The 19,676-nt window shown below is 70.0% G+C and carries 15 protein-coding genes; 9 read left to right on the top strand and 6 right to left on the bottom strand.

Annotation, left to right across the window (positions count from 1 at the left end; all coding sequences use genetic code 11):
- Positions 1-34: 34 nt before the first annotated feature.
- Positions 35-1,381: a carboxyl transferase domain-containing protein gene (locus DRB89_RS00375; RefSeq protein ID WP_112446295.1), complete on the top strand. Its 1,347-nt coding sequence runs from the start codon at positions 35-37 to the stop codon at positions 1,379-1,381.
- 37 nt (positions 1,382-1,418) lie between these two features.
- Here DRB89_RS00375 and DRB89_RS00370 read toward each other — a convergent pair whose 3' ends face one another.
- Positions 1,419-1,949 carry an esterase-like activity of phytase family protein gene (locus tag DRB89_RS00370; protein WP_112446296.1) on the bottom strand — a complete coding sequence of 177 codons (531 nt, stop codon included), beginning with the start codon at positions 1,947-1,949 and terminating at the stop codon, positions 1,419-1,421.
- Positions 1,950-1,958: 9 nt separating this feature from the next.
- The gene (locus tag DRB89_RS00365; RefSeq protein ID WP_239515952.1) at positions 1,959-3,230 is read right to left on the bottom strand and encodes an MFS transporter; all 1,272 of its coding nucleotides are present in this window, start codon (positions 3,228-3,230) and stop codon (positions 1,959-1,961) included.
- Between the two features lie 225 nt (positions 3,231-3,455).
- On the opposite strand from DRB89_RS00365, the gene DRB89_RS00360 reads away from it, so the two are divergent.
- From DRB89_RS00360 to DRB89_RS00340, 5 genes are all read left to right on the top strand, one after another.
- A complete protein-coding gene (locus tag DRB89_RS00360; RefSeq protein WP_112446298.1) occupies positions 3,456-4,640 on the top strand; it encodes a glutamate--cysteine ligase in 1,185 nt (394 codons plus the stop codon).
- A gap of 461 nt (positions 4,641-5,101) precedes the next feature.
- On the top strand, positions 5,102-5,446 hold the full coding sequence (locus DRB89_RS00355) for an STAS domain-containing protein (RefSeq protein ID WP_112446299.1): 345 nt from the start codon (positions 5,102-5,104) through the stop codon (positions 5,444-5,446).
- Positions 5,443-6,120 carry a hypothetical protein gene (locus DRB89_RS43575; protein WP_204357602.1) on the top strand — a complete coding sequence of 226 codons (678 nt, stop codon included), beginning with the start codon at positions 5,443-5,445 and terminating at the stop codon, positions 6,118-6,120. The genes DRB89_RS00355 and DRB89_RS43575 overlap by 4 nt, the downstream gene beginning before the upstream one ends.
- A gap of 32 nt (positions 6,121-6,152) precedes the next feature.
- Positions 6,153-6,851, top strand: coding sequence for an ANTAR domain-containing protein (locus DRB89_RS00345; RefSeq protein ID WP_239515951.1), 699 nt, complete (start codon positions 6,153-6,155; stop codon positions 6,849-6,851).
- A gap of 18 nt (positions 6,852-6,869) precedes the next feature.
- Positions 6,870-7,586: a GAF and ANTAR domain-containing protein gene (locus tag DRB89_RS00340; RefSeq protein WP_112446301.1), complete on the top strand. Its 717-nt coding sequence runs from the start codon at positions 6,870-6,872 to the stop codon at positions 7,584-7,586.
- Between the two features lie 3 nt (positions 7,587-7,589).
- Here the strand turns inward: DRB89_RS00340 and DRB89_RS00335 are convergent, their stop codons facing one another.
- Entirely contained in the window at positions 7,590-7,940 is a 351-nt protein-coding gene (locus DRB89_RS00335) for a hypothetical protein (RefSeq protein ID WP_112446302.1), read from the bottom strand.
- Between the two features lie 395 nt (positions 7,941-8,335).
- Here DRB89_RS00335 and DRB89_RS00330 point away from each other — a divergent pair, with 395 nt between their 5' ends.
- The 3 genes from DRB89_RS00330 (at position 8,336) to DRB89_RS00320 (ending at position 10,368) form a co-directional block, all read left to right on the top strand.
- Positions 8,336-8,932, top strand: a complete 597-nt coding sequence (locus DRB89_RS00330; protein ID WP_112446303.1) for a hypothetical protein — start codon at positions 8,336-8,338, stop codon at positions 8,930-8,932.
- Complete coding sequence (locus DRB89_RS00325) at positions 8,929-9,369, top strand: hypothetical protein (RefSeq protein ID WP_112446304.1); 441 nt, start codon at positions 8,929-8,931, stop codon at positions 9,367-9,369. Before DRB89_RS00330 ends, DRB89_RS00325 begins: the two co-directional genes overlap by 4 nt.
- A gap of 195 nt (positions 9,370-9,564) precedes the next feature.
- On the top strand, positions 9,565-10,368 hold the full coding sequence (locus tag DRB89_RS00320) for a SigB/SigF/SigG family RNA polymerase sigma factor (protein WP_112446305.1): 804 nt from the start codon (positions 9,565-9,567) through the stop codon (positions 10,366-10,368).
- Positions 10,369-11,212: 844 nt separating this feature from the next.
- Here DRB89_RS00320 and DRB89_RS42610 read toward each other — a convergent pair.
- The 3 genes from DRB89_RS42610 to DRB89_RS00310 all read right to left on the bottom strand — a co-directional run bounded on the left by DRB89_RS42610 (position 11,213) and on the right by DRB89_RS00310 (position 18,770).
- Complete coding sequence (locus DRB89_RS42610; protein ID WP_162688422.1) at positions 11,213-11,524, bottom strand: hypothetical protein; 312 nt, start codon at positions 11,522-11,524, stop codon at positions 11,213-11,215.
- Positions 11,525-11,616: 92 nt separating this feature from the next.
- A complete protein-coding gene (locus DRB89_RS00315) occupies positions 11,617-14,946 on the bottom strand; it encodes a ricin-type beta-trefoil lectin domain protein (RefSeq protein ID WP_112446306.1) in 3,330 nt (1,109 codons plus the stop codon).
- A complete protein-coding gene (locus tag DRB89_RS00310; protein WP_162688421.1) occupies positions 14,892-18,770 on the bottom strand; it encodes a hypothetical protein in 3,879 nt (1,292 codons plus the stop codon). Before DRB89_RS00310 ends, DRB89_RS00315 begins: the two co-directional genes overlap by 55 nt.
- Positions 18,771-19,676: the final 906 nt, after the last annotated feature.

Below are 19,676 nucleotides of genomic sequence, written 5' to 3'. Positions count from 1 at the left end.
TCACAGCACCAGCGCGAGGCCCTAGGCTTGCGGCGTGACGAACCGCCTCTCGGCCCGCGCGGCCGTCGCCTCCGTGACCGACTCCGGCAGCTTCGAGGAACTGCCCGCGCCCCTCGGGGAGTCGGCCCCCGACGGCCCCCTCGGCTGGGCCGGCTACGACGACTCCCGCACGCGCGCGGCGCGGCGGACCGGCGAGGACGAGTCCGTCGTCGTCGGTACGGCCCTCCTCGGCGGACGTCCCGCCGTCGTGATCGCCTTCGAATTCGGCTTCCTCGGCGGGTCGCTGGGCGGGCGGACGGGCGACCGGCTCGAAGCCGCCCACGCCCACGCCCGCGCCCACCGGCTCCCCCTCGTCTCGCTCATCGCCACCGGCGGCTCCCGCATGCAGGAGGGCATGCTCGCGCTGACCCAGCTGCAGCGCGTGGCCCGCCAGTGCGCCCTCACCCGCGCGGCCGGGCTGGCGCAGATCGCCGTCCTTCGCGATCCCACCACCGGCGGCGGCTGGGCCACCCTCGGCGCGGGGGCCGACGTGATCCTCGCGCTGCCCGGGGCGCAGGTCGGCTTCGCCGGGTCCCGGGTCCGGCCGGCGGACGCCGATCCGGCGGCCTACAGCGCCGAGGGCCAGTACGCCGCCGGGCACGTCGACGCGGTCGTCCCCGCGGCGGAGCTGCCCGCGACCCTCGCCGCCTGGCTCCGCGTGCTGGCCGCGCCCCGCTCCGCCGGGCCCGTCGAGCCGCCCGCCGCGCTGGCCGACGTGGCGCCCCCGGCCACCGGGTGGGACGCCGTCCGCCTGGCCCGGGATCCCGGCCGGCCGCGCGCGGGGCGGTACCTGGACGCGTACTTCGAGCTCCGGCTGCCGCTGTCCGGGGACCGCGCGGGCGGCGTGGACCCCGGGATGCTGTGCGGTTTCGGGCTCCGGGAGGGCCGGGCCGTGGCCTACGCCGCCCAGTGCGGCACCGCCACCCGCCCGGCGGGCTACCGCACCGCGGCCCGCGTCGTCCGGCTCGCGGACCGGCTCGGCATCCCCGTGCTCACCCTGGTGGACACCCCGGGCGCGGCCAACGACGCCGCCGCCGAGCACGCGGGGGCGGGCGCCGCCATCGCCGACGCCTTCGCGGCGCTCGCCTCGGCCGCGGTGCCCTTGACCACCCTCCTGATCGGCGAGGGCGGCTCGGGCGGCGCCCTGGCCCTGGCCGCGCCGGGCAACACCTGGGTCACCCCGGACAGCTACTTCTCGGTGATCGCCCCGGAGCTGGCGGCGGCCATCCTCAAGCGGCCCCCGGAGTCGGCCCCGGCGACGGCGGACCAACTGCGCGTCCGCCCCCAGGACCTGGTCGCCCTGGGCGTCGCCCGCGGGATCGTCTCCCCCGCCAAGGACTGACGGCCCGCTCAGCGGCCCCAGGCCCGCGCCGGGAGCTTCACGTCCACCCGGTACAGCCGGGTGGTCCGCTGCGCCAGGCGTCGAAGTCCCCGATCGGCGTCTTGCGCGCGGTGCGCAGGCCCGGCCCCTCCGCCGGCGCGGCCACCTTCGAGGCGTCCGTCGCGCCCAGGGGGTCGGCGGCGTACAGCCGTGCCGTGATCTCGAACTGCTGGGTGAAGCCGCGCTCCAGCACGATCAGCCGGCCGTCGCGCGTCGGCGCGAGCTCCACCAGCCCGTGCCCGGCGGCCACCGGGTAGGCGTACCGCCGGCCCGGGACGAACTCCCCGCCGCCGCCGCGCCGTTCCCAGGTCTGGATTCCGCCGCAGCGTCCGCCCCAGCGCGTCCTTGCCGTCACGGAGAGCCCGGAGAGCCCGCCGACCGGCTTCCCGTCGAGGGTGGCCTTGTCGAGGGAGTCCGAGTAGCCCGCGACGGAGAGGTACGGCGAGCAGGAGCGGTCCCGCTTCGGCCCCCCGGTGTCCGCGAGGGCCTGCGGGGCCCCTTTCGCATCCGGCCGAATGCGCCCGCGCACCCGCCCCGCTCAGGCCTTCGGGTCCAGCGCGTCGTAGCGGGCGAACCCCCGCCACCGCAGGGCCAGCAGCCCGAGCACGAGCACGCAGCCGAGCCCGCCGCCCGTGATCGCGACGGTCGGGGAGGAGAGGTCGGCGACGGTGCCGGCGATGAAGTCCCCGAGCCGGGGCCCGCCCGCGACGACCACGATGAAGACGCCCTGGAGCCGGCCCCGCATGTCGTCGGGGGTGGCCGCCTGGAGCATCGTGGTGCGGAACACCATCGAGATGGTGTCGGCGCAGCCGGCCAGGGCCAGGAAGAACAGCCCGAGCCAGAGGTTGCGGGTCAGTCCGAACACGGCGATGGCCAGCCCCCACGCGGCGACGGCGATCAGGATCGCGACCCCGTGCCGGCGGATCCGCCCCTGCCAGCCGGAGAACAGCCCGCCCAGCAGCGCGCCCACGGCGGGGGCGGCCACCAGCAGTCCGACCGTCTTGGCGTCGCCGCCGAACCAGAGCACGGCGACGGCCGGGAACAGCGCCTTCGGCTGGGCCAGCACCATCGCGGCCAGGTCGGAGAAGAAGGTCATCCGGATGTTGGGCCGGGTCCCGAGGAAGCGCAGGCCGTCGAGGACGGAGGCCCGGCCCGTGCGGCCCTCCGCCCGGTCGGGCCGCATCGCCGGCAGCCGCCAGGTCGCGTAGAGGGCGGCGCCGAAGGTGACGGCGTCGATCAGGTAGGCGGCCTGGTAGCCCCACCAGCCGACGATGAACCCGCCCAGCATCGGCCCGGCCGTCATGCCGAAGGTCATGGTCACGGAGTTCAGGGCGTTGGCGGCGGGCAGTTGCTCCGCGGGGAGCAGCCGCGGGATCATCGCGGAGCGGGCCGGACCGTTCAGCGCCCCGCACACGGACTGCAGCGCGACCACGGCGTACAGCAGCCAGACCCGGTGGTAGTCGAGCAGCGCGGCGCCGGCCAGCCCGATCGACAGGGCGGTCAGGCAGAGCGAGCTGTAGAGGCCGAGCTTGCGGCGGTCGACGGTGTCGGCGACGGCGCCGCCGTAGAGCCCGAAGGCGACGAGCGGGACGAGCGAGAAGAGCCCGACCAGTCCGACGGAGAAGCTGGATCCGGTGATCTCGTACACCTGGAGCGAGATCGCGAGTGCGGTCATCGCCTGGCCCAGCCAGGAAATGGTCCCGCCGAACCACAGCCGGCGGTAGTCCGGGGAGGTCTTCAGCGGGGTGAGGTCGGCGAATATGCGGCGCCGGGGGCGGATGGGCGACTGGGGAACGGTTGTACGAGTCACGAGCGATGGTAACCAGGCGGCCGCCGGGGCCCCGTGGGGCCGGACCCCCCTCACGCACCTGTTCACGCACCCGCAACAGTCGCCCCACCGCGATCCGGCGCCCCAGGGGCGGGTGCCTTTTACCGGTAACCCGCCACCACCACCGGACATTTGACCGAATAGACGTGCGCTCCTCGCCGGGAGTTCAGCTCATGATGAAAAGACTCGTATGTCCAGGGAGGCGTAGTGATCGAACCTGGCACCAGCACCACGAGCACCGGCACCGCGCGCACCGGTACCACGCGCACCGGAACTCCGAGCGCGATCGATGGGCTCTTCCCCCTCACCGTGGGGGTCGAGGAGGAGTTCCTCCTCGTCGACGCCCGCACGCTGCGGGTGGTCCCGGCCGCCCCGCTCGTCCTCTCCACCGCCGCCGGACTCCCCCACGAACTGCACGCGGAGGGCACCCGCTACCAGGTGGAGATCGCCACCCCCGTCGCCGACTCGGCCGTCACCCTGCGCAGAGACCTCGCCGGGCTGCGGCGCACCCTCGCCCGGGCGGCCCGCGCCCACGGCTGCCGGCTGCTGGCCGCGCCGTCCCCGGTGATCGCCGTGGAGGGCCCGCTCCATCTGACCGACGACGAGCCCCGCCAGCGCGAGCAGCACCGGCGGTTCGGCGCGCTCACCGACACCCTCGTCAGCTGCGGCCGGCACATCCACATCGGCACCCTCGACGTGGACACGGCCGTCGCGGTGTCCAACCGGGTCAGGCCCTGGCTGCCCACGCTGATCGCGCTGGCGGCCAACTCCCCCTTCTGGGGCGGCCGCGACACCGGGCACGCGAGCTGGCGGGCGATGGCCTGGTCGGGCTGGCCCTCGGCCGGCCCGCCCCCGCACTTCACCTCGACGGCGCACTTCCGGCGCTCGGTGCAGACCCTGCTCGGGTCCGGCGCGGCCCTGGACACCAAGATGGTCTATTGGGACCTGCGCCCCTCGGGGAACTGGCCGACGCTCGAATTCCGGGCTCCCGACATGTCCCCGGACATCGACACGGCCGTCCTGCAGGCCGAGCTGGCCCGCGCCCTGGTGGCGACGGCGCTGCGCGAGATCTCCGAGCAGCGTCCCGACCCGCCCGTACGGGACGACGTACTGCGCCTCGCGCGCTGGCGGGCGGCCCACGACGGGCTGGAGGGGTTCGGCCTGGACCCGTACACCGGCGCCGAACTCCCGGCGGCGGACCTGGCGGAGGCCCTGCTCGACCTGGTGGCCCCCGAACTGGCCGCCTCCGGCGACCTCGACCACGCGGCCAAGACGATGGCCGCACTGCTGCGCGACGGCTCGGGCGCCCACCGCCAGCGGGCGGCCTTCGCCCGGCGCGGGGACCTGATGGACGTCCTGCGCCACCTGGCGGACGAAACGGAGGCCTTCTAGTTTCTGTGACCGGGAAGGTCCACCGGGTCGCGGCGCCCGGCACGACACCTCGCCGCCGTCCCGCGGAAACGCCAAGCCGCAGGTGCGATCGTTTCTGCACCTGCGGCTCGCAGGGGGGCGGGCGGTGGCGCGGGCCCGCGCCGGTCGGCAACCGGCCAGGAAAGGCCTGCTTGCGCCCCTCCGCCGGACCTGGCACCGGGCTATGCTGCGAACAGAACGTCCCCGTTCCAGACCCTGACGGCGCGTTGCCTGCCACAGATTTCCGCGTCCGGCCCGGACCCCCAGGTCCGCCCGCCCCGGCGCATCCGAGGGCACGGCTCGTCCGCATCCTGGGACTCAGGCCGCCGGACCGGCCGTCACCCGCCGCGCACGCACACCCACACCGGGAAGTGCCTGGAGGGGCCGGGGAGTTCGGCGCCGAACGGCGCTGCCCGACTGGTCCCGAACCGAGGCACCCCATCATGCGTGTCCCCGATCCGAACGCCCACCGGTACGACGAGAGCAGCCGCGTGCTGATCTCGCCCACCGGAGAGATCGACCTGTCGACCGTCGACTCGCTGCGCACCTCCCTGTCCCAATGCCTGCACGACGGCGTCCGTACCGTCGACGTCGACCTGTCCGCCGTCACCTTCTGCGACTGCAGGTGCCTCAACGTCCTGCTTTCGGCGTGGTGGCGCATCACGGCGGCCGGGGGAACCCTGCACCTGCACCACCCGCCGCCCGTACTGGTCCGGATGATCGACATCACCCGTACCGGTTTCCTGCTCGGCGACCGGCCCGCTCCCGCGCTCGGAGTCGCGCTGTGACGGACACCGCGCCGCCGGGGCGCCCGCAACGGGGCCGCCGCACGGCGCTGTCCGGTCCGGACGCCTTGGCCGAGCTCCGCCTGCGGCGGCTGAACCGGTGGCAGGCCGAAGGGCTGAAGAAGGACGTGGCGGACCTGTACGTACTGTCCTCGCGCCCGGTGGCCGGTACGGCCCACAGCAGCAGGGAGGCCTTCCTGCACCGGCTCACGGGCGACGTCCGGCGGCCCGGATTCGCCATGCTGGTCGCGGAGCGGCCCGCCTTGTCCGGATGCGTCTTCGGCTTCCCCCTGCGGCGCGACGGCTCATGGTGGCGCGGGTTCCTCGGGGCCCTTCCCCGGGATGTCGAACAGCTCACCGCCTCCGGCCACGCCTTCGCCATCAGCGAAGTCGTGGTCGCCCCGCACGAACGGGCCCTCACCGTCGGCCGGCGGCTGCAGGAGCGGCTGCTCGACGACCATCGGGCCTCGCTCGGCGCCACCCTGGTGCCCGAGTCCGACATCAGGGCCCTGAAGGCCTTCCAGTCCTGGGGATGGCGCGAGATCGGAGAGGTCCACAGGCCGCCCGGTAGGACGATGATCCGGGCCCTGGTCCTGCCCCTCGGCCGTCCGGCGGCGACCACGACCACGACCAGCACGTCGCAGCACCTCGACGGCCTTCGGCGGCCGAAACGGTGACGGGTGGCCGATCGGCCAGGATCCGGGTGCTGGTGGCCGAGCAGGCGGCCCGGCGCGGCGCACGGGTCGCGGTGGTGGACGTGTGCACGGCCGACGTGGCCGCGCTCCCGATCGGCGGAGCCGGGGTGTCGGCCATGTCCCGGACGGCGGCCGGGCATCCGCTGTGCGCCACCGGCCCGGTGAGCGAGCGGATCGAAGACCTCCAGCTCACTTTGGGCGAAGGCCCCGGTGTGGACGCCTTCGCCCTCGGGTCCGCCGTCCTGGCGCCCGATCTGCGGGCCGACGGGGAACGGCGCCGATGGCCCGCCTTCGCCCCGGAGGCCGCCGCCGCCGGCGCGGCGGCGCTGTTCGCGTTCCCGCTGCGGATCGGTGCGATCAGTCCCGGAGTCCTGGACCTCTACTCCGACGTGCCGCTCGAGCTGGCCCCCGGGGAACTGGCCGATGCCATGGTGTTCGCCGACACCGCCACGCTCGTGCTCCTCGGCACGCGGATCGACCCGAGGGGTGGGTCCCTCGGGGACCTCGGCGGCTACCGGGCCGAGGTCGACCAGGCCACCGGGATGCTCACCGTCCAGCTCGGCGTGGGGATCGAGGAGGCGTTCGTCCGCCTGCGGGCCTACGCCTACACCCACGGGCGGCGGCTCGCCGAGGTGGCCGCCGACGTGGTGGCCCGCCGACTGCGGTTCACGCCGGACCCGGACGAGGATCAGAGCGCATCCGACGATGCCTGACAACAGAAGGTGTGCACGATGAATGAGCAGCTCCTTGCCAAGGCCTTCGTCGAACTGGCGGACAACTTGGTCGCGGACTTCGACCTGATCGACTTCCTCCGCATGCTGACCGACAGCTGCGTCGGCATGCTCGGTGTGAACGCGGCCGGCGTGCTCCTCGCGGACCTGAACGGGGAACTCCGCGTGATGGCCGCCTCCGACGAGCACGTGCGGGTGCTCGAACTGCTCCAGCTCCAGAACGACGAGGGCCCGTGCCTGGAGTGCTTCCACACGGGCGTCCCCGTCAGCGTCCCGGACCTGGCCACCGAAGCGGCCCGCTGGCCGCGCTTCACCGAACAGGCCCTCCGCAGCGGGTACTCGGCGGTCCAGACCCTGCCGATGCGCCTGCGGGACGAGGTCGTCGGAGCGCTGAACCTGTTCCGCACCTGGCCCGGGCCCTTCGACCCGGCCGCCACGCGCGTCGCCCAGGCCCTGGCCGACGTCGCCACCATCAGCCTCCTGCAGCAGCGCTCCTCCCGGCAGAGCACGATGCTCAACGAGCAACTGCAGACGGCCCTGAACAGCCGGGTGCTGATCGAGCAGGCCAAGGGCAAGCTCGCCGAACGCCAGGGCATCGGCATGGAGGAGGCCTTCACCGCGCTGCGGAGCTACGCCCGCGCGCACAACCGCCGGCTGTCCGACCTGGCCGGCGCCTTCATCGACGGAACCGAACCCCTCGACGGCCTGATCCCCTGACCGTCAGCGCGGTTCCCGGCGGTCCCGGCGGTCCTCGCGGTCCTCGCGGCTCCGGCGGCCGCGGTGCTGCCGGGCGTAACGGCGGTCCCAGCGGTGCTGCCGGTCCCGGTCGTCGCGATAGTCGCCGTAGTCGCGGTAGCCGTCGTGGTCACGGTAGCCGTCGTGGTCACGGTAGCCGTCGTGGTCACGGTGGCCGTCGTGGTCACGGTGGCCACCGGAGCGGCCCCAGCCACCCCTGGTGCGTCCGCGGTGCACGAGGGCGAAGAGCAGCACGGCGGCGGCCACCCACAGCAGGTGGTCGAGATAGCCGAAGAGGATCAGGGCGATCAGGAGGACGAGGAGCACGACGGGCACGAGCGGTCCCTTCCACAGCGGAACAGGTCATCGCTGCCGGGGACCGGGGCCTCGTCAAGCAGGTTAGCCCCACCGGGGGTTCGGCGACAGCCCCCGTCCCTTCGCCGCCCCGTCCCCCGCCGAAGGCCCTGTTGACAGGGGGCACCGCCCGGCGTTGACTGACGAGGACGGCGTTGGGCCGCACCGCCCCGGAAAGCTCCGGGAGCGGCCCTCCACCCTCCGCTTCGCCCGGACCCCGCGGAACGCAGGCACCACCCCTGTGACCGCTGTGCAGGTCCCGGCCATGCCCTTCCGGATTCTTCTCCTCCTGCCCGGCACCGACGCGCCATCAACCGAGGAGAGTCGACGGGAATGCAGCAGTACGACTTACGAGCCGGGAACAGCGGGGAACGGCCGTGACCAGAGCCGTGATCATCATCGCGGCCCTCGTCGTCGCGACCCTCGTCGCGGTGGCGGCCGTCCTCCTGGCCACACTCGGCCACCGCCGGATCGGGCGCGGTCTCAGACGGCGCTTCGGCCCTGAGTACGAACGCCTCGTGAGCCGCCACGAGGGTGACACGAAGGCCGCGGACCGAGAACTCGGAGCGCGTCTGAAGCAGCACGGTTCCGTCCGGGAACGGCCGCTCTCGCCTGCTTCCCGGGAGCAGTACGCAGCCCAATGGGCCGGGATCCAGAAGCGGTTCGTCGACTCCCCGCAGGAGGCGGTCGCCGAGGCCGACGCGTTGTTGGCGCGGCTGACGGCGGACCGGGGCTTCCCGGACGGCGGGCCCTTCGAAGAGCGGCTCGCCGCGCTCTCCGTGCACCACGCGCAGCACGTCGACGGCTATCGCGGGGTGCACGGGGCCGTCCGCGGCCCGGGCGGCACGGAGGAGAAGAGGCTGGCCATGATCGGGGCCCGGGACCTCTTCGACGCCCTGGTCGCCCAGCAGCCGGCCGACTCGGGCCGGCACCGTCCGCAGCGCCACCACGCCGAGGGAAGTGGCACGCGATGACGTACGACCAGGAACGCGCACGGCAGACCCCGGACCGGAGCCCGCTCCCGGGACGGCTCGACCCGCGCGGGGGCCCCGCTCCACGTACCGCTCCACGGACCGCGCCGCGCGAGGAACCGCCCGGGGCCACCACGGGCGCCGTGCCGCCCGCGAACGCCAAGGCACCCGTGTCCCTGCTCGCGCAGAGCGACCGGGACAAGCTGACCCTGCACCTGCAGCACGCCCTCGGGGCCTTCATCCAGAATCCGCGCGAAGCGGTCGAGGAAGCCGACACCACCTTCGCCGAAGCCACCACCCGCGTCACGGCCGCACTCGTGGAACGCCGCCGTGTCATCGGCGCGACCCATCGGGGCCCCGGCGTCGAAGCGGAGACGGAAGACCTGCGGCTCGCCCTGCGCCAGTACCGGGAGATCACCTTGCGGCTGCTGCGCATGTGAGCGCCCTTGCTCCGAACAGCCCCTGACCGCCGGCGGGGACGGCCCGTCCTCCCCGACGAGCCACCCCGCCGGCCCCTCGTCACCACCGCGCGAACGAAGGGTGCGGCCCCGGTTCCCACCGCCGGGGCCGCACCCTTGCCGTGCGGTCGGTCCCCGCGGCGCGTGATGACCGCCGAGCCAAGGAGACATGCGTCCATGACACACACCGGCACGCAGCGCACCCGGCGCAACCGCCCCTACGACGACTCCCCCGACACCGCGGCCGCGTTCCGCCGCATCGCCTCCCTTCCGGAGGGCCCGCAAAGGGCCGCACTGCGACAGGAGGTGGTGTGCGCCTGGATCCCGATGGCCGCGCGGCTGGCCCAGCGGTTCAGCAACGGCAGAGAGCCCCTGGAGGACCTCCGCCAGGTTGCCCAAGTCGGTCTGGTCAAGGCGGTGTCCCGCTTCGACCCGGACGTGGGCACCGCTTTCGAGGCCTTCGCCATCCCGACGATCGTCGGCGAGGTGAAGCGGCACTTCCGCGACAACCTGTGGGCGGTGCACGTGCCGCGCCGCGTCCAGGAACTGCGCCTGCAGGTGCGAGCGGCCGACCGGGAGCTGTGCCCCTCGCGCGGCACCGGCGGCCCCACGGCGGCCGAGATCGCCGCGGCGACGGGCCTGACCGAGCAAGAGGTGCGCAGGGGCCAGGGGGCCCTCCACAGCTGGTCCACCCTGTCCATCGAGGCCGCGCACGGCCACCACGAGGACGCGTACCCACTGGCGGAAACCCTCGGCTGCTCGGATCCCGCCTTCGACCGCATCGTCGACCGGGAGACGCTCCGGCCCCTGCTGCGGGCACTGCCCGAGCGCGACCGGCGGATCCTCTACCTGAGGTTCTTCCGCGAGATGGACCAGAGCGGCATCGGCGAAGAGCTCGGCATGTCCCAGATGCACGTGTCCCGCCTGATCCGCCGCATCTGCGAGTCCCTGCGCGACCAGGCCATGTCCGACGCCGCCTGAAAGCCCGCCCGATGGCGAGAATTCACCCAGGAAACGCCAAAGCCGCAGATGAGAACGATTCTTCACCTGCGGCTCGCAGTGGGGCGGGTGGGACTCGAACCTATCGACGTGACCCGTCTCACCTACGGTTTTCCGAAAGCCCGGGATAAATAGGCCGATTTCAATCCTGCTGAACGCTGCTCAACCTTGGTGGATCCGAATTGGTGAGGCGATCGCCACACCAACTTCTGGAGCCCCACGGAGCTACGGACGCGGAGTACTCTCGCCGCCGCACTCACCGGCTTGCCCCCTCCCAAAGCAGGGACTGCCACACCTCAGCAGTCCGTCCACGGCTTTCGAGGACCGTCACACTCCGCATCCACCAGCCTCGCCCGTAGCGCACGGTGTCAGCTGCGAGAGCGAGCCACCACCCGCAAGACGGCGTCAGTACCAGGGCCTACGGAAGCTTCCGAGTAGCCCAGTCCGCGTCGGTGAGCTTGCACGTCGTCTGCTCGCCCTGCACCTGGCGACGACTTCGACGGAAGCCCCCCCCCATGGACCCGAAGATCCGCTTCTCAGAAGTGTCCGTTGTCCGGGGTAAAGCCCAGCCTCGCGAGCGACCCTACGTTGGGTGAGCGAACGCGCACCGGGGCACGGCGTCTCGGACCCGTTCCCGGGCGGTGCAGAACGCCGAGAAGATGCTCCAGAACACGCCCAGACTCCGACCCGTCAATATCGGGCGGAGCCTGGACGTGCAGGTGGAAATACAATCACGACATAGCTTCAGAGCGCTGGGGTGCTCGCCCGGACTCGTCCAGCACGGACTGGAATACAGCCCGAACCTCCACACTCTGAAACTATTTCATCACGAGCCCTTCGAGTCTTCGCGGAATGATTTCAGCAGCCGAAGAAATGAATCCACCGAAGATTCACCTTCCTTCGTCAATTGATCGACGGCTGAAATCCAACCGCCTGTGCGCGAGATCCCATACGTTCGACTGAGCCAGTCGGAAAAATCTCCGACCTGCCCCAGCTCGAATCCCTCATCGATGCCATGGATCTGCAGTGCAAGAAAATACCCCGAAAGGAAGCTTGCAATCTCACTCAGCGTGTCGCCATCCCTGATGAAACCCAGCCTGATACGAGGATTCTCCAAGACGTCGTAGATGTTGTTCAAATCGAGCTTCGAAATGATGATCTCCCTGGAAGGTCGACTCCGCGTCTGAGTGTTCCGCGAGCAAGATCTTTACCTGATCGGTGGCAAATGGCTTAACCGCCCCCCGGATGGAACTGATAGTTCCCGTTTCCGTCGAGCTTGAGCGAACCCCGTCGCGTCACCACCGGGAAGGCCCCGACACTGTCGGAGAAGCGGGCCATGTAATCCGCCTCTGGTACCCCATGCCGCCCGGTCCAATTATCGAAGACCCGGCCGTCCTTGACGACGGCATAGTGATTATACCAAACACCCTCATTACCCTTGTAGGGCAACGTCGGATACTTTCCTTGAATTTGCGGCAGAATTTCCAGTACTTCGCCTCCGCCAAGCCTTCCTTGAATGTGCACAGCACATGCCTCACAGCCGCTGCTACCGACGATCTTACTGTCGCTCGCAGCCTTCCAGGATGCTCCTAGGTCCGGTCCGCAACCCGTCGTGTTGTGGACGAGAACCGGTGCGCGACCTGCGAGTACGTAGTAGGTGTGGACGTCGTCGACGGTCAGGTCGTGGGTGCGCTGGAGTTTGGTGTAGCGGTTGAGTGCAATGATCTCGACGCGGTCGCCTGTGCTGGAGTGGAGCCAGGTGCCCACATTGAGGTCGCCGGCCTCGACCCATTCCTTGAGTTCAGGGACCCAGAAGGGGTGGGTGTCTGTGGCGACGATTGTCTGCGGGCCGTCTTTCGTGGCCACAGTGAGCTCGGTGAAGTCCTTGTCGTCTTTGGTCAGGATCGTATCAAGGACGGTCTTCTTGTAGTTCTCGCCGGTTTCGGGGTCTGTTGCGAGAACGACATCTCCGACTTCGACGTCCTCGATGTTCTTGTCAGATCCGTCGGCCATGAGAACTTTGGTGCCGGGCAGGAAGGAATGGCGGACGCACGGTGGGAGTGGCTTCGTACGTGGGCCGGTTTTCAACCCAAAGCGGCCGATTTTCAACCCAGAGCGGCCGCTTAGGAGTCCGATTACAAACCCTAGTTTGTTGCCGTCCTCGTACTCCTCACCCCCGGTGTCGACACCCGCGAGACCCATCGCCCCGTCGTGGACTTCTCCCCCACGGTCTGTGTGAGACATCATGTCAATAACAGGGGCGATGAAAGATCGAGCTACCCCGGCGAGTGTGTTCCCGGTCGCCTTCATGCGATGACGTGGGTGAACGTACCTTCGATACGGCTGAACGAAGTGTTCGGACCTGGCAGCTGTCTCGCTTTTATCGATGATCCAGGACTGCCAGCGCCATCCGCCGTTACCCGTGTACTGCCACGACTCGTGGTAGTTGACCGTCGCACCGCTGCGGGAATCGCTCGGCGTGCAGGTGCTTGTATTGCCGCCGCAGGTTCCATCGGGGCGCAGGCCGGAGGGGTCGGAGAGGTTGACCGGGTCGTTGTTGCTGTATGCGTAGCCGTTCCACTGCTGGGGATCGGTGACGACGAGGAGCGGGTCGGTGGTGATGAAGCGGCCTGTTGAGGGTTGGTATTGGCGGGCGCCCAGGTTCGTCAGGCCCGTCTTGTCGTCCTGGGTGCCACCGACGAAGCCCTTGTCTCCGTCCCAGACCCCGGGTGCGGGCTGGGGGCCTCGGGGGTTGCCGAAGGGGTCCGACGCGCGTCGGGAGACGGCGAGGGTGCCCGAGTCGAGGGACAGCAGGCCGGTGCCGTGGTGGTCGGCGAGCTGGATCGACATGACCGTCGTGCCCTCGCGGACCATGGTCAGGCCGCCCGGGATCGGGTAGTACCGGGTACCGGTCAGGGTTTTGGCGACGGTGTCGTAGGTGAGCTGGTCCGAGCCGAGCCGGATGATGGTCTTGCCCGGGTTGCGCTGGATGAGTTGCAGACCGCTCGCGTCGTAGACGTACGAGGTGGTCTGGTCGGTGGCCGTCCACTTCTGGCCCGCGGGCACGGTGGTGGCGCAGTCGCCGAGTACGACGTCGGTGCCGTTGGTGGTGACGTTGCCGGGTACGGACAGGCAACGTGTTGACTGGGCGTTGTACAGGGTGCCGTCGGCGCGCTTGGTCCAGGTCTGGGATGCGGAGGCGTCACAGGGCTGGAGCAGGACGGTCGAGCCGGCTGTGGTGCCCGAGGTGGTGAGGCATTTGTCGAATACCTTGAGCAGGGATCCGCTCAGCGCGAACTTCTGTGCTCCGGTTCCGTTGCAGGTGTAGATCTGAACAGGTGTGCTGTTGGCGGAGCTTGCGCTCTGCATGTCCAGGCACTTGCCGCCGATGCCGGTGATGGAGATGGGCGGGGTGTTGCTGTCCAGCTTGCCTTCGGCGTTCCACACCAGCCCTGTGTTGCCGGTCTTCGAGGTGTACATGCTGGTCGTGTTGCCGACGGCGTCGTAGCCGTTGCTGCCGGCGGCCGTGGTCGAGGCGCCGGTCTTGGTGGTGGTGCTGGTCAGCGCGTGCGGGCCTCCGAGGCCGTTCCCGTTGTTGGCCGTTCCGGCGCCGGGGAAGGCCTGGGTAGTGATGGTGTCCTTCGTGGTGTTGCCGGTGAGGTCGTGGTCGGTGAATGTCTTGCGGTTGCCCGTGATGTCGTAGGTGTAGTCCTGCCAGTACGGGTTGCTTCCGCCGACCGTCGCCGCAGTGGGGGCGGTGCTGGTGCACTGACCTTGGTCCTGGGTCTGCCCCTGGTCGGCGGGCGGGACCGTGATGCCCGCGGTGTCGGTCCAGGCGGTCGTCACCCGGCCGAGGCTGTCGTAGGTGAAGCACTGCCGGTCGGTGGCCGTGGGGGTGTTGTCCGGGATCGTGGTGACGGAGGTGATCCGGCCAGCGTCGTTGTAGGTGTACCCGGTCTGCTGGACCGCGCCGGTCTGCGAGGTCTGCTTGTCCAGGAACTGCTTGCGCAGACGTCCCGTCGCTTGGTCGTAGTCGGCTGTGATCACGACCTGGGTCGCGTCGGGGTTCACCGTGGAGCGGAGGACCCTGCCGTAGGCGTCGTACTTGGTCTGGACGTCGTACGTGGTCGCGCCGGCGTATTTGTACAGCTGACCGTAGTCGTTGTACGAGTAGGAGAGTTTATCGAGCGGCAGGCCGCCCAGCGCGGGAAGTCTGGAATTCGTGAGCTGACCCGTCAGGGCGTCGTACGCCGCTGTGGTGTTGTAGGTGAAGGGGGCGTCGGCCGCCTGTCCCACCTCGGGACCGGGGATGGTGATGCTGGAGGACGTGGCGCGGTAGGCGTCGTCGTACCCCTTGACCGTCGTCGTGTAAGCCTGGCCTCCGCTTCCTCCGGCGTACCTGATCGATGCGGTCGGCTGGCCCTTGGCAACGGAGTCGAAGGTCCACCCCGCGAGCTGCTTGTCCGCGGTGACGGAGTCGGCGTAGAGACCGGTCTTGCGTCCGATCAGGTCATAGGTGGAGACGAGCTTCTTGCCACGGGCATCGGTGGTGCTCGCCACCCGGGAGGCTCCGTCGTACGTGGTCGTGCTGGTTCCGGAATCGGGGTCGGTGGACTGGGTCTGGCGTCCCTGGAGGTCGTAGGTGTATCGCCAGGTGTTGCCTGCCGCGTCCTTGCGGGTCTCGGGGGAACCGGTGGGTGTGTAGGTGTATGCCGTGATGGTCGCGTCAGCGCGATTGCCGGTGGCTGTGGCCGTGCTGTATTGCCAGAGCTCTGTGGCGCGTCCGCGGATGTCGGCGAACGTGTGGTCGGGTAACCGCCCTGGGGCGGCACGACGTCGGTACGGCCCGCGTCCGGATAGCTGGTCGTGGTACGGGACTGCTCCACGCCGTTCGACCAGGAGGCGGACACGATCGCTCGGCCTCGGCCGTCGTAGGAGGTGCGGGTCTGCTGGGCGATGGTGCTGTCCGCGGCCACCACTCGGGTACCGGAGGGGCCGGCATCTTCGTTGTACGCGGTGGCGTTGACCGTGGCCGGTCGGCCCTGGGAGTCGTAGCGGGTCTCGCTGATGAGCCGGCCCGTGTACTCGGGGTTGGGCGAGGTGGACTGAGTCTGGCGGGTGCGGCCGAAGCTGTCGAGCAGGTCGATGGACTTCGTGCGGACCGGTGTGCCGCCGTCCCTGGTCAGGGTGCTGGTCGTGCGCGTGGACGGCACACCTGCCGTGTCGGACACCACGTAGGCGAAGGTGACGTTCGCCGCGTCGGGGTTGAGTTGCGGTGACCTGCCCGGCAGCCAGACCGCCGTCATGCGCCCGAGGGCGTCATAGGTCTGGGTCGTGACCTTGCCGTTGGGGTCCGTGCTGGTGAGGCTGGTGCTGCGGCGGGTCCCGAAGGTGTTCACCGTGTCCCATGTGGCCCCGGATACCCCGGGCGCGGGGGCGGAGACGGTGATGCTCTGCGGGAGTTCGCCGGGCGCCGCCGGGGTGTAGGTGACGCTGGCGGTGGAGCCCGCAGGGTGCTGGGCGTCGGTGGTGCGGGGGTCGGTCACGGTCGTCCCGCGGCCGTAGACGTCGGACGTGAGGAGGGAGCTGGTGGTGTAAGAGGCGATTCCGTCGGCGTTGTAGTGGTCCAGCGTCTGGGTGCCCGACGTCGTACCGGTCGCCCCGGCCTCACCGTACGGCTTGTTGTCGAACAGGATCCGCTGGGCGGACGCGGTGTTCGTAGCGTCCGGCGTGGCCTTACAGGCGTTGGCTCCGGAGACCGTGAGCGTCTCGGAGACGAGGGCTGTGCGCTGCGGGTCCGGTGCGACCGCGTACTTGTTGCGGGTGCACAGATCCGGCAGGCCGTCCGCCTGGTCGAGTACGGTCTCGACGCGATTGTTGTGGTCTTTGTCGGTATGCGTCGTGGTGGTCTGGGTACTCCAGGTGCCGTCGGCCTTGCGCTCCTGGCCGATTGCCGTGGTCGTGGTGGCGTTGTACCGGGCCACCAGGTCGGGCAGGCCACCTCCGACGATGTGCCTCGCGGTCTCCGCTTCGCCCGACGCGGAGTTCACGCTGCGTGCGGTGACGGTGCCGCCCGCCTGGTCGAAGGTCTCGGTCTGCAGTGCCGCACCGCTGAGCCAGGCGTCGTCGGTGACGTCCCGGCCTAGAGCATCGGTGAGGTGGACGCTGCGGGTGGTGCCGTCCTTGCGCTTGTCCCCGTTCATGCCGGTCCGGTACGTGGTACGGGACTGGGAGCGCGGGCCGTCCGTGCCGCTGCCGACGGTGGAGGTCACGGTGGTGAAGCCGCGGAAATCTCCCCAGGTGCGCGCTTTGGACTCGGTGAACTCACTGTCGTCACGGTGCCAGGCAGCGGGACCGTAGGTGTAGGCGGTGAGCTTCTGCGGCGCGTCCGTGGTGGTGTCGTTCTCGGTGACGGACTTGACCGTGTAGTGGTTGAACCAGTCCAGGACCGGGTCCGCGTTCGCGAGCGAACCCTGCGGGGACCACCGGACCGGATAGCAGGCCATCGTGTTGTTGTCTTCGGCGGCCGGCATCACCTTGTTGACGCGGGAGCATCCTGGCAGGTTGTAGTCCACGTTGAGGACGGCGCCGGTCTCGGTCTTGATCTGCTGGATCCGCGCGCGGTTCATGATCGGCGGTGCCGGTACCAGATCCGTGCCGTCGACCCGGTTGGGCAGCATGACGGGCGTGAAGGTGACGGGCTTCAGGGCTGCGGCCGGGGTCTCGGCCTTGCCCGTGCGCAGTACGGAGTCGAGCCACAGGACCTTCTGGCTGGTGGCGTCCGACGGGGAGGGGAAGGAGTGCTTGAGTGCGTAGGAGTCGATGTCCTTCCAGGCCTTGTTGATGCGGGCCTGGGTGGTGATGTTGGCCAGCCGCTTGGTTGTGAAGTAGGTCGGGCTGTAGTTGGTGCAGGTGCCGGCCTTCTTGCACTCCTGGTCGATGGGGACGTCGGGCCAGTGGGTCTGGTTGGCCGCGGTGCGGTTGGCCGCGTCACAGACGGCCTGATCGCAGCGTTCGTCCGTGCCGAAGGTGACACGGGCCGCCGGCTCGAGTGTTCCCTTGGCGGCGATCTGCTCGCTCAGCCGCTGCCCGTAGGCGATCTTCTGGACGGTGTTGGCGCGGGTGTATTCCGTGCGGCTGCCGGTGCCGGCGTTCTGGCCGCCGCCGCGTTCGTACCAGTTGGTCTCGGGAGCCCAGGTGTAGGTGGTGAGGTTGCCGTTCGCGTCGACGATGTAGTCGAGGGAGAGGCGCTGCCACATCTGACAGTACGAGGCCTTGCCCTTGGCGCTGTCGTAGCAGGGGTCGCCGCTCTTCGGAGAGTAGACCGGGACGCTGGAGACGGAGTTGGTGGCCGGGTCGGTCTTGTCTCCGCCGGGCAGGTGGTTGACGCCGAAGTAGAAGGCGGTGCCGGAGCTGTCCGTCATCTTCGCGTAGGTGCCGCCCGGAACGCCGTTGGCGGCGTCGGAGAAGAACTCGACCTTGCTTCCGTCGTCCGCGCTCAGGCGCCAGGTGCCGGTGGCCGCGTCGGTGGTGGCGCCGGCTGAGCCCTGGTTGTCACCCCGGACGAGCCGCCCGCTGTGGGAACCCGCGGAGATGACGGCGTTGAATCCGCCCCAGCACAGGTCACCAGAGGTGTCGATGCCGTTCTTGTGGCAGGGTTTGAATGTGCGTTCGATGTAGCCGGGATTGAAGTCCCAGCCCTCTCCTACCCAAGAGGCCTGAGAGTTCGTGGCGGACGTACGGCCGTCCACCGAGGCGGAGTTGTAGCCCAGCTCCACGCTGGGTGTCACGCCGCCCAGGGTGGACGGCGTCTCGATCGGGTAGCCGTAAGTCATTGCGCCGGCGGCCGTGCCGGCGGCCCACCCGGACGACGAGGCCAGCGATGTGGCGGTGTAGGAGCCGCCACCGCCCGAGGGGCCGGTTTCCGCTGCAAGTACGACGCCCTGCGCGGGCGCGGCGGGCGGCGCGGCGGCCGACGAGGCCGCAGAAGACTGTCCGGACTGCTTGGCCGAGGGCGCGAGCACCGAGCGGCCCGGGAGCGGGACGGCCACGTCGGCGTTCACACGGCCGGTGGCCTTGTCGTAGTCCATGGCCACGGGCGTGCGCTCGCGGCACTCGGCGCGCTCGGGTGTGACAGCGGCGCAGGCGGGGAGGGCCACCAACCGGCCGCGGGAAGTGAACTGTCCGTCCGTCGCCGCCTGGAGGGCGGCAACGTCGAGCGAGACCCGAGTGGGGACGGACCCTGTCGTGGCGCCCGGACGCGTGGCTGAGAGCGTGAGCAGCTCGCCGTGGACTCCGGCCCCAGCCGTGGAGCGCGAGTCACCGCGGAAGACCGTGACGGTGACGCCTGCGGCGTCCGTCGTACCCGCGGCCGCTACCCACACCGGCAGGTCGCCTGCGCGGGCGGGAACGCCGGGCCGAGCGGCCGCCAGATCCGCCGTGCCGGTCTGGGCCGGCCGTGCCTCAAGAGCCTGTCCCGGCTTCGGCCGCTCGGGAACGGCAAAGGGAGGCTTGACCTCTCCGGCCGTACGGGCCGGGGATACCTTCAGCGACGCGGTTCTCGGGAGCGGCGTGTGTGGGGGCTTCCAAGCCTTGCTGAAATCGGGCCCGGCTGCTGCTGCCTGCCCAATGGGCACGGAGAGCAGGGATGTCGTCAGGGCAAGAACAATCGGAAAGGTGGCTCGTGTCCGATATTTTTGATTATTTCTACGCATGCCAAGGACTGGCATCGTAACTCCCCCCGGAGTTGGCCAAGATGGCCGTGATCCCTGATGATCAACGACTCAATCGCAGGGAATTTACCTGCAAATATGCTCTAGAGTCGACAAAATCTTGAGATCTGAAAGTGTTTCACATCACGCGGGAGCGGGTCACGGCTTTCTGGCTGAAAATCCCTAGGCCAGGTCGCTGCACTTTCGCAGCCCTGCCGGCCGATCTCGCCCCCTTCTGCACCCTGGGCGTGATGGAGAAGCGTGAGCCCGGCAAGGCGATCCGGTCCCCACCTGAACCCGTGGAGCTTGGTGTGAGCGGGTGGGGCGGCCGTGAAAACTGCATGCTCCACAAGTCGCACGAGAGTATCGCCGTCGGCATAGCTGCCAGATTCCGGGGGGGGATCCTGCCACATGCGGAGCTGTGGACTCACCCAGACCCCTGGACTCACGCAAGGGCGGCTGCGCGGGTGAATGTCCTGCCGTACGGGCTCCATCCGCAAGCGTCTCCCGCGACTCGGCGCGGTTGGGCATGAGGGTCTGCCACCCCATTAGATCAACACGCTTGCACATAAAGCGAGT

This window comes from Streptomyces sp. ICC4, assembly GCF_003287915.1.
In the GTDB taxonomy this organism is placed as follows: Bacteria; Actinomycetota; Actinomycetes; order Streptomycetales; family Streptomycetaceae; genus Streptomyces; species Streptomyces tritrimontium.
This window is presented reverse-complemented; position numbering and strand designations above follow the sequence as displayed.

Coding starts and splice junctions, on each gene's coding strand:
- DRB89_RS00320 (WP_112446305.1), top strand. CDS start 9,565: ATGACACACACCGGCACGCAGCGCACCCGGCGCAACCGCCCCTACGAC.
- DRB89_RS00325 (WP_112446304.1), top strand. CDS start 8,929: ATGACGTACGACCAGGAACGCGCACGGCAGACCCCGGACCGGAGCCCG.
- DRB89_RS00340 (WP_112446301.1), top strand. CDS start 6,870: ATGAATGAGCAGCTCCTTGCCAAGGCCTTCGTCGAACTGGCGGACAAC.
- DRB89_RS00355 (WP_112446299.1), top strand. CDS start 5,102: ATGCGTGTCCCCGATCCGAACGCCCACCGGTACGACGAGAGCAGCCGC.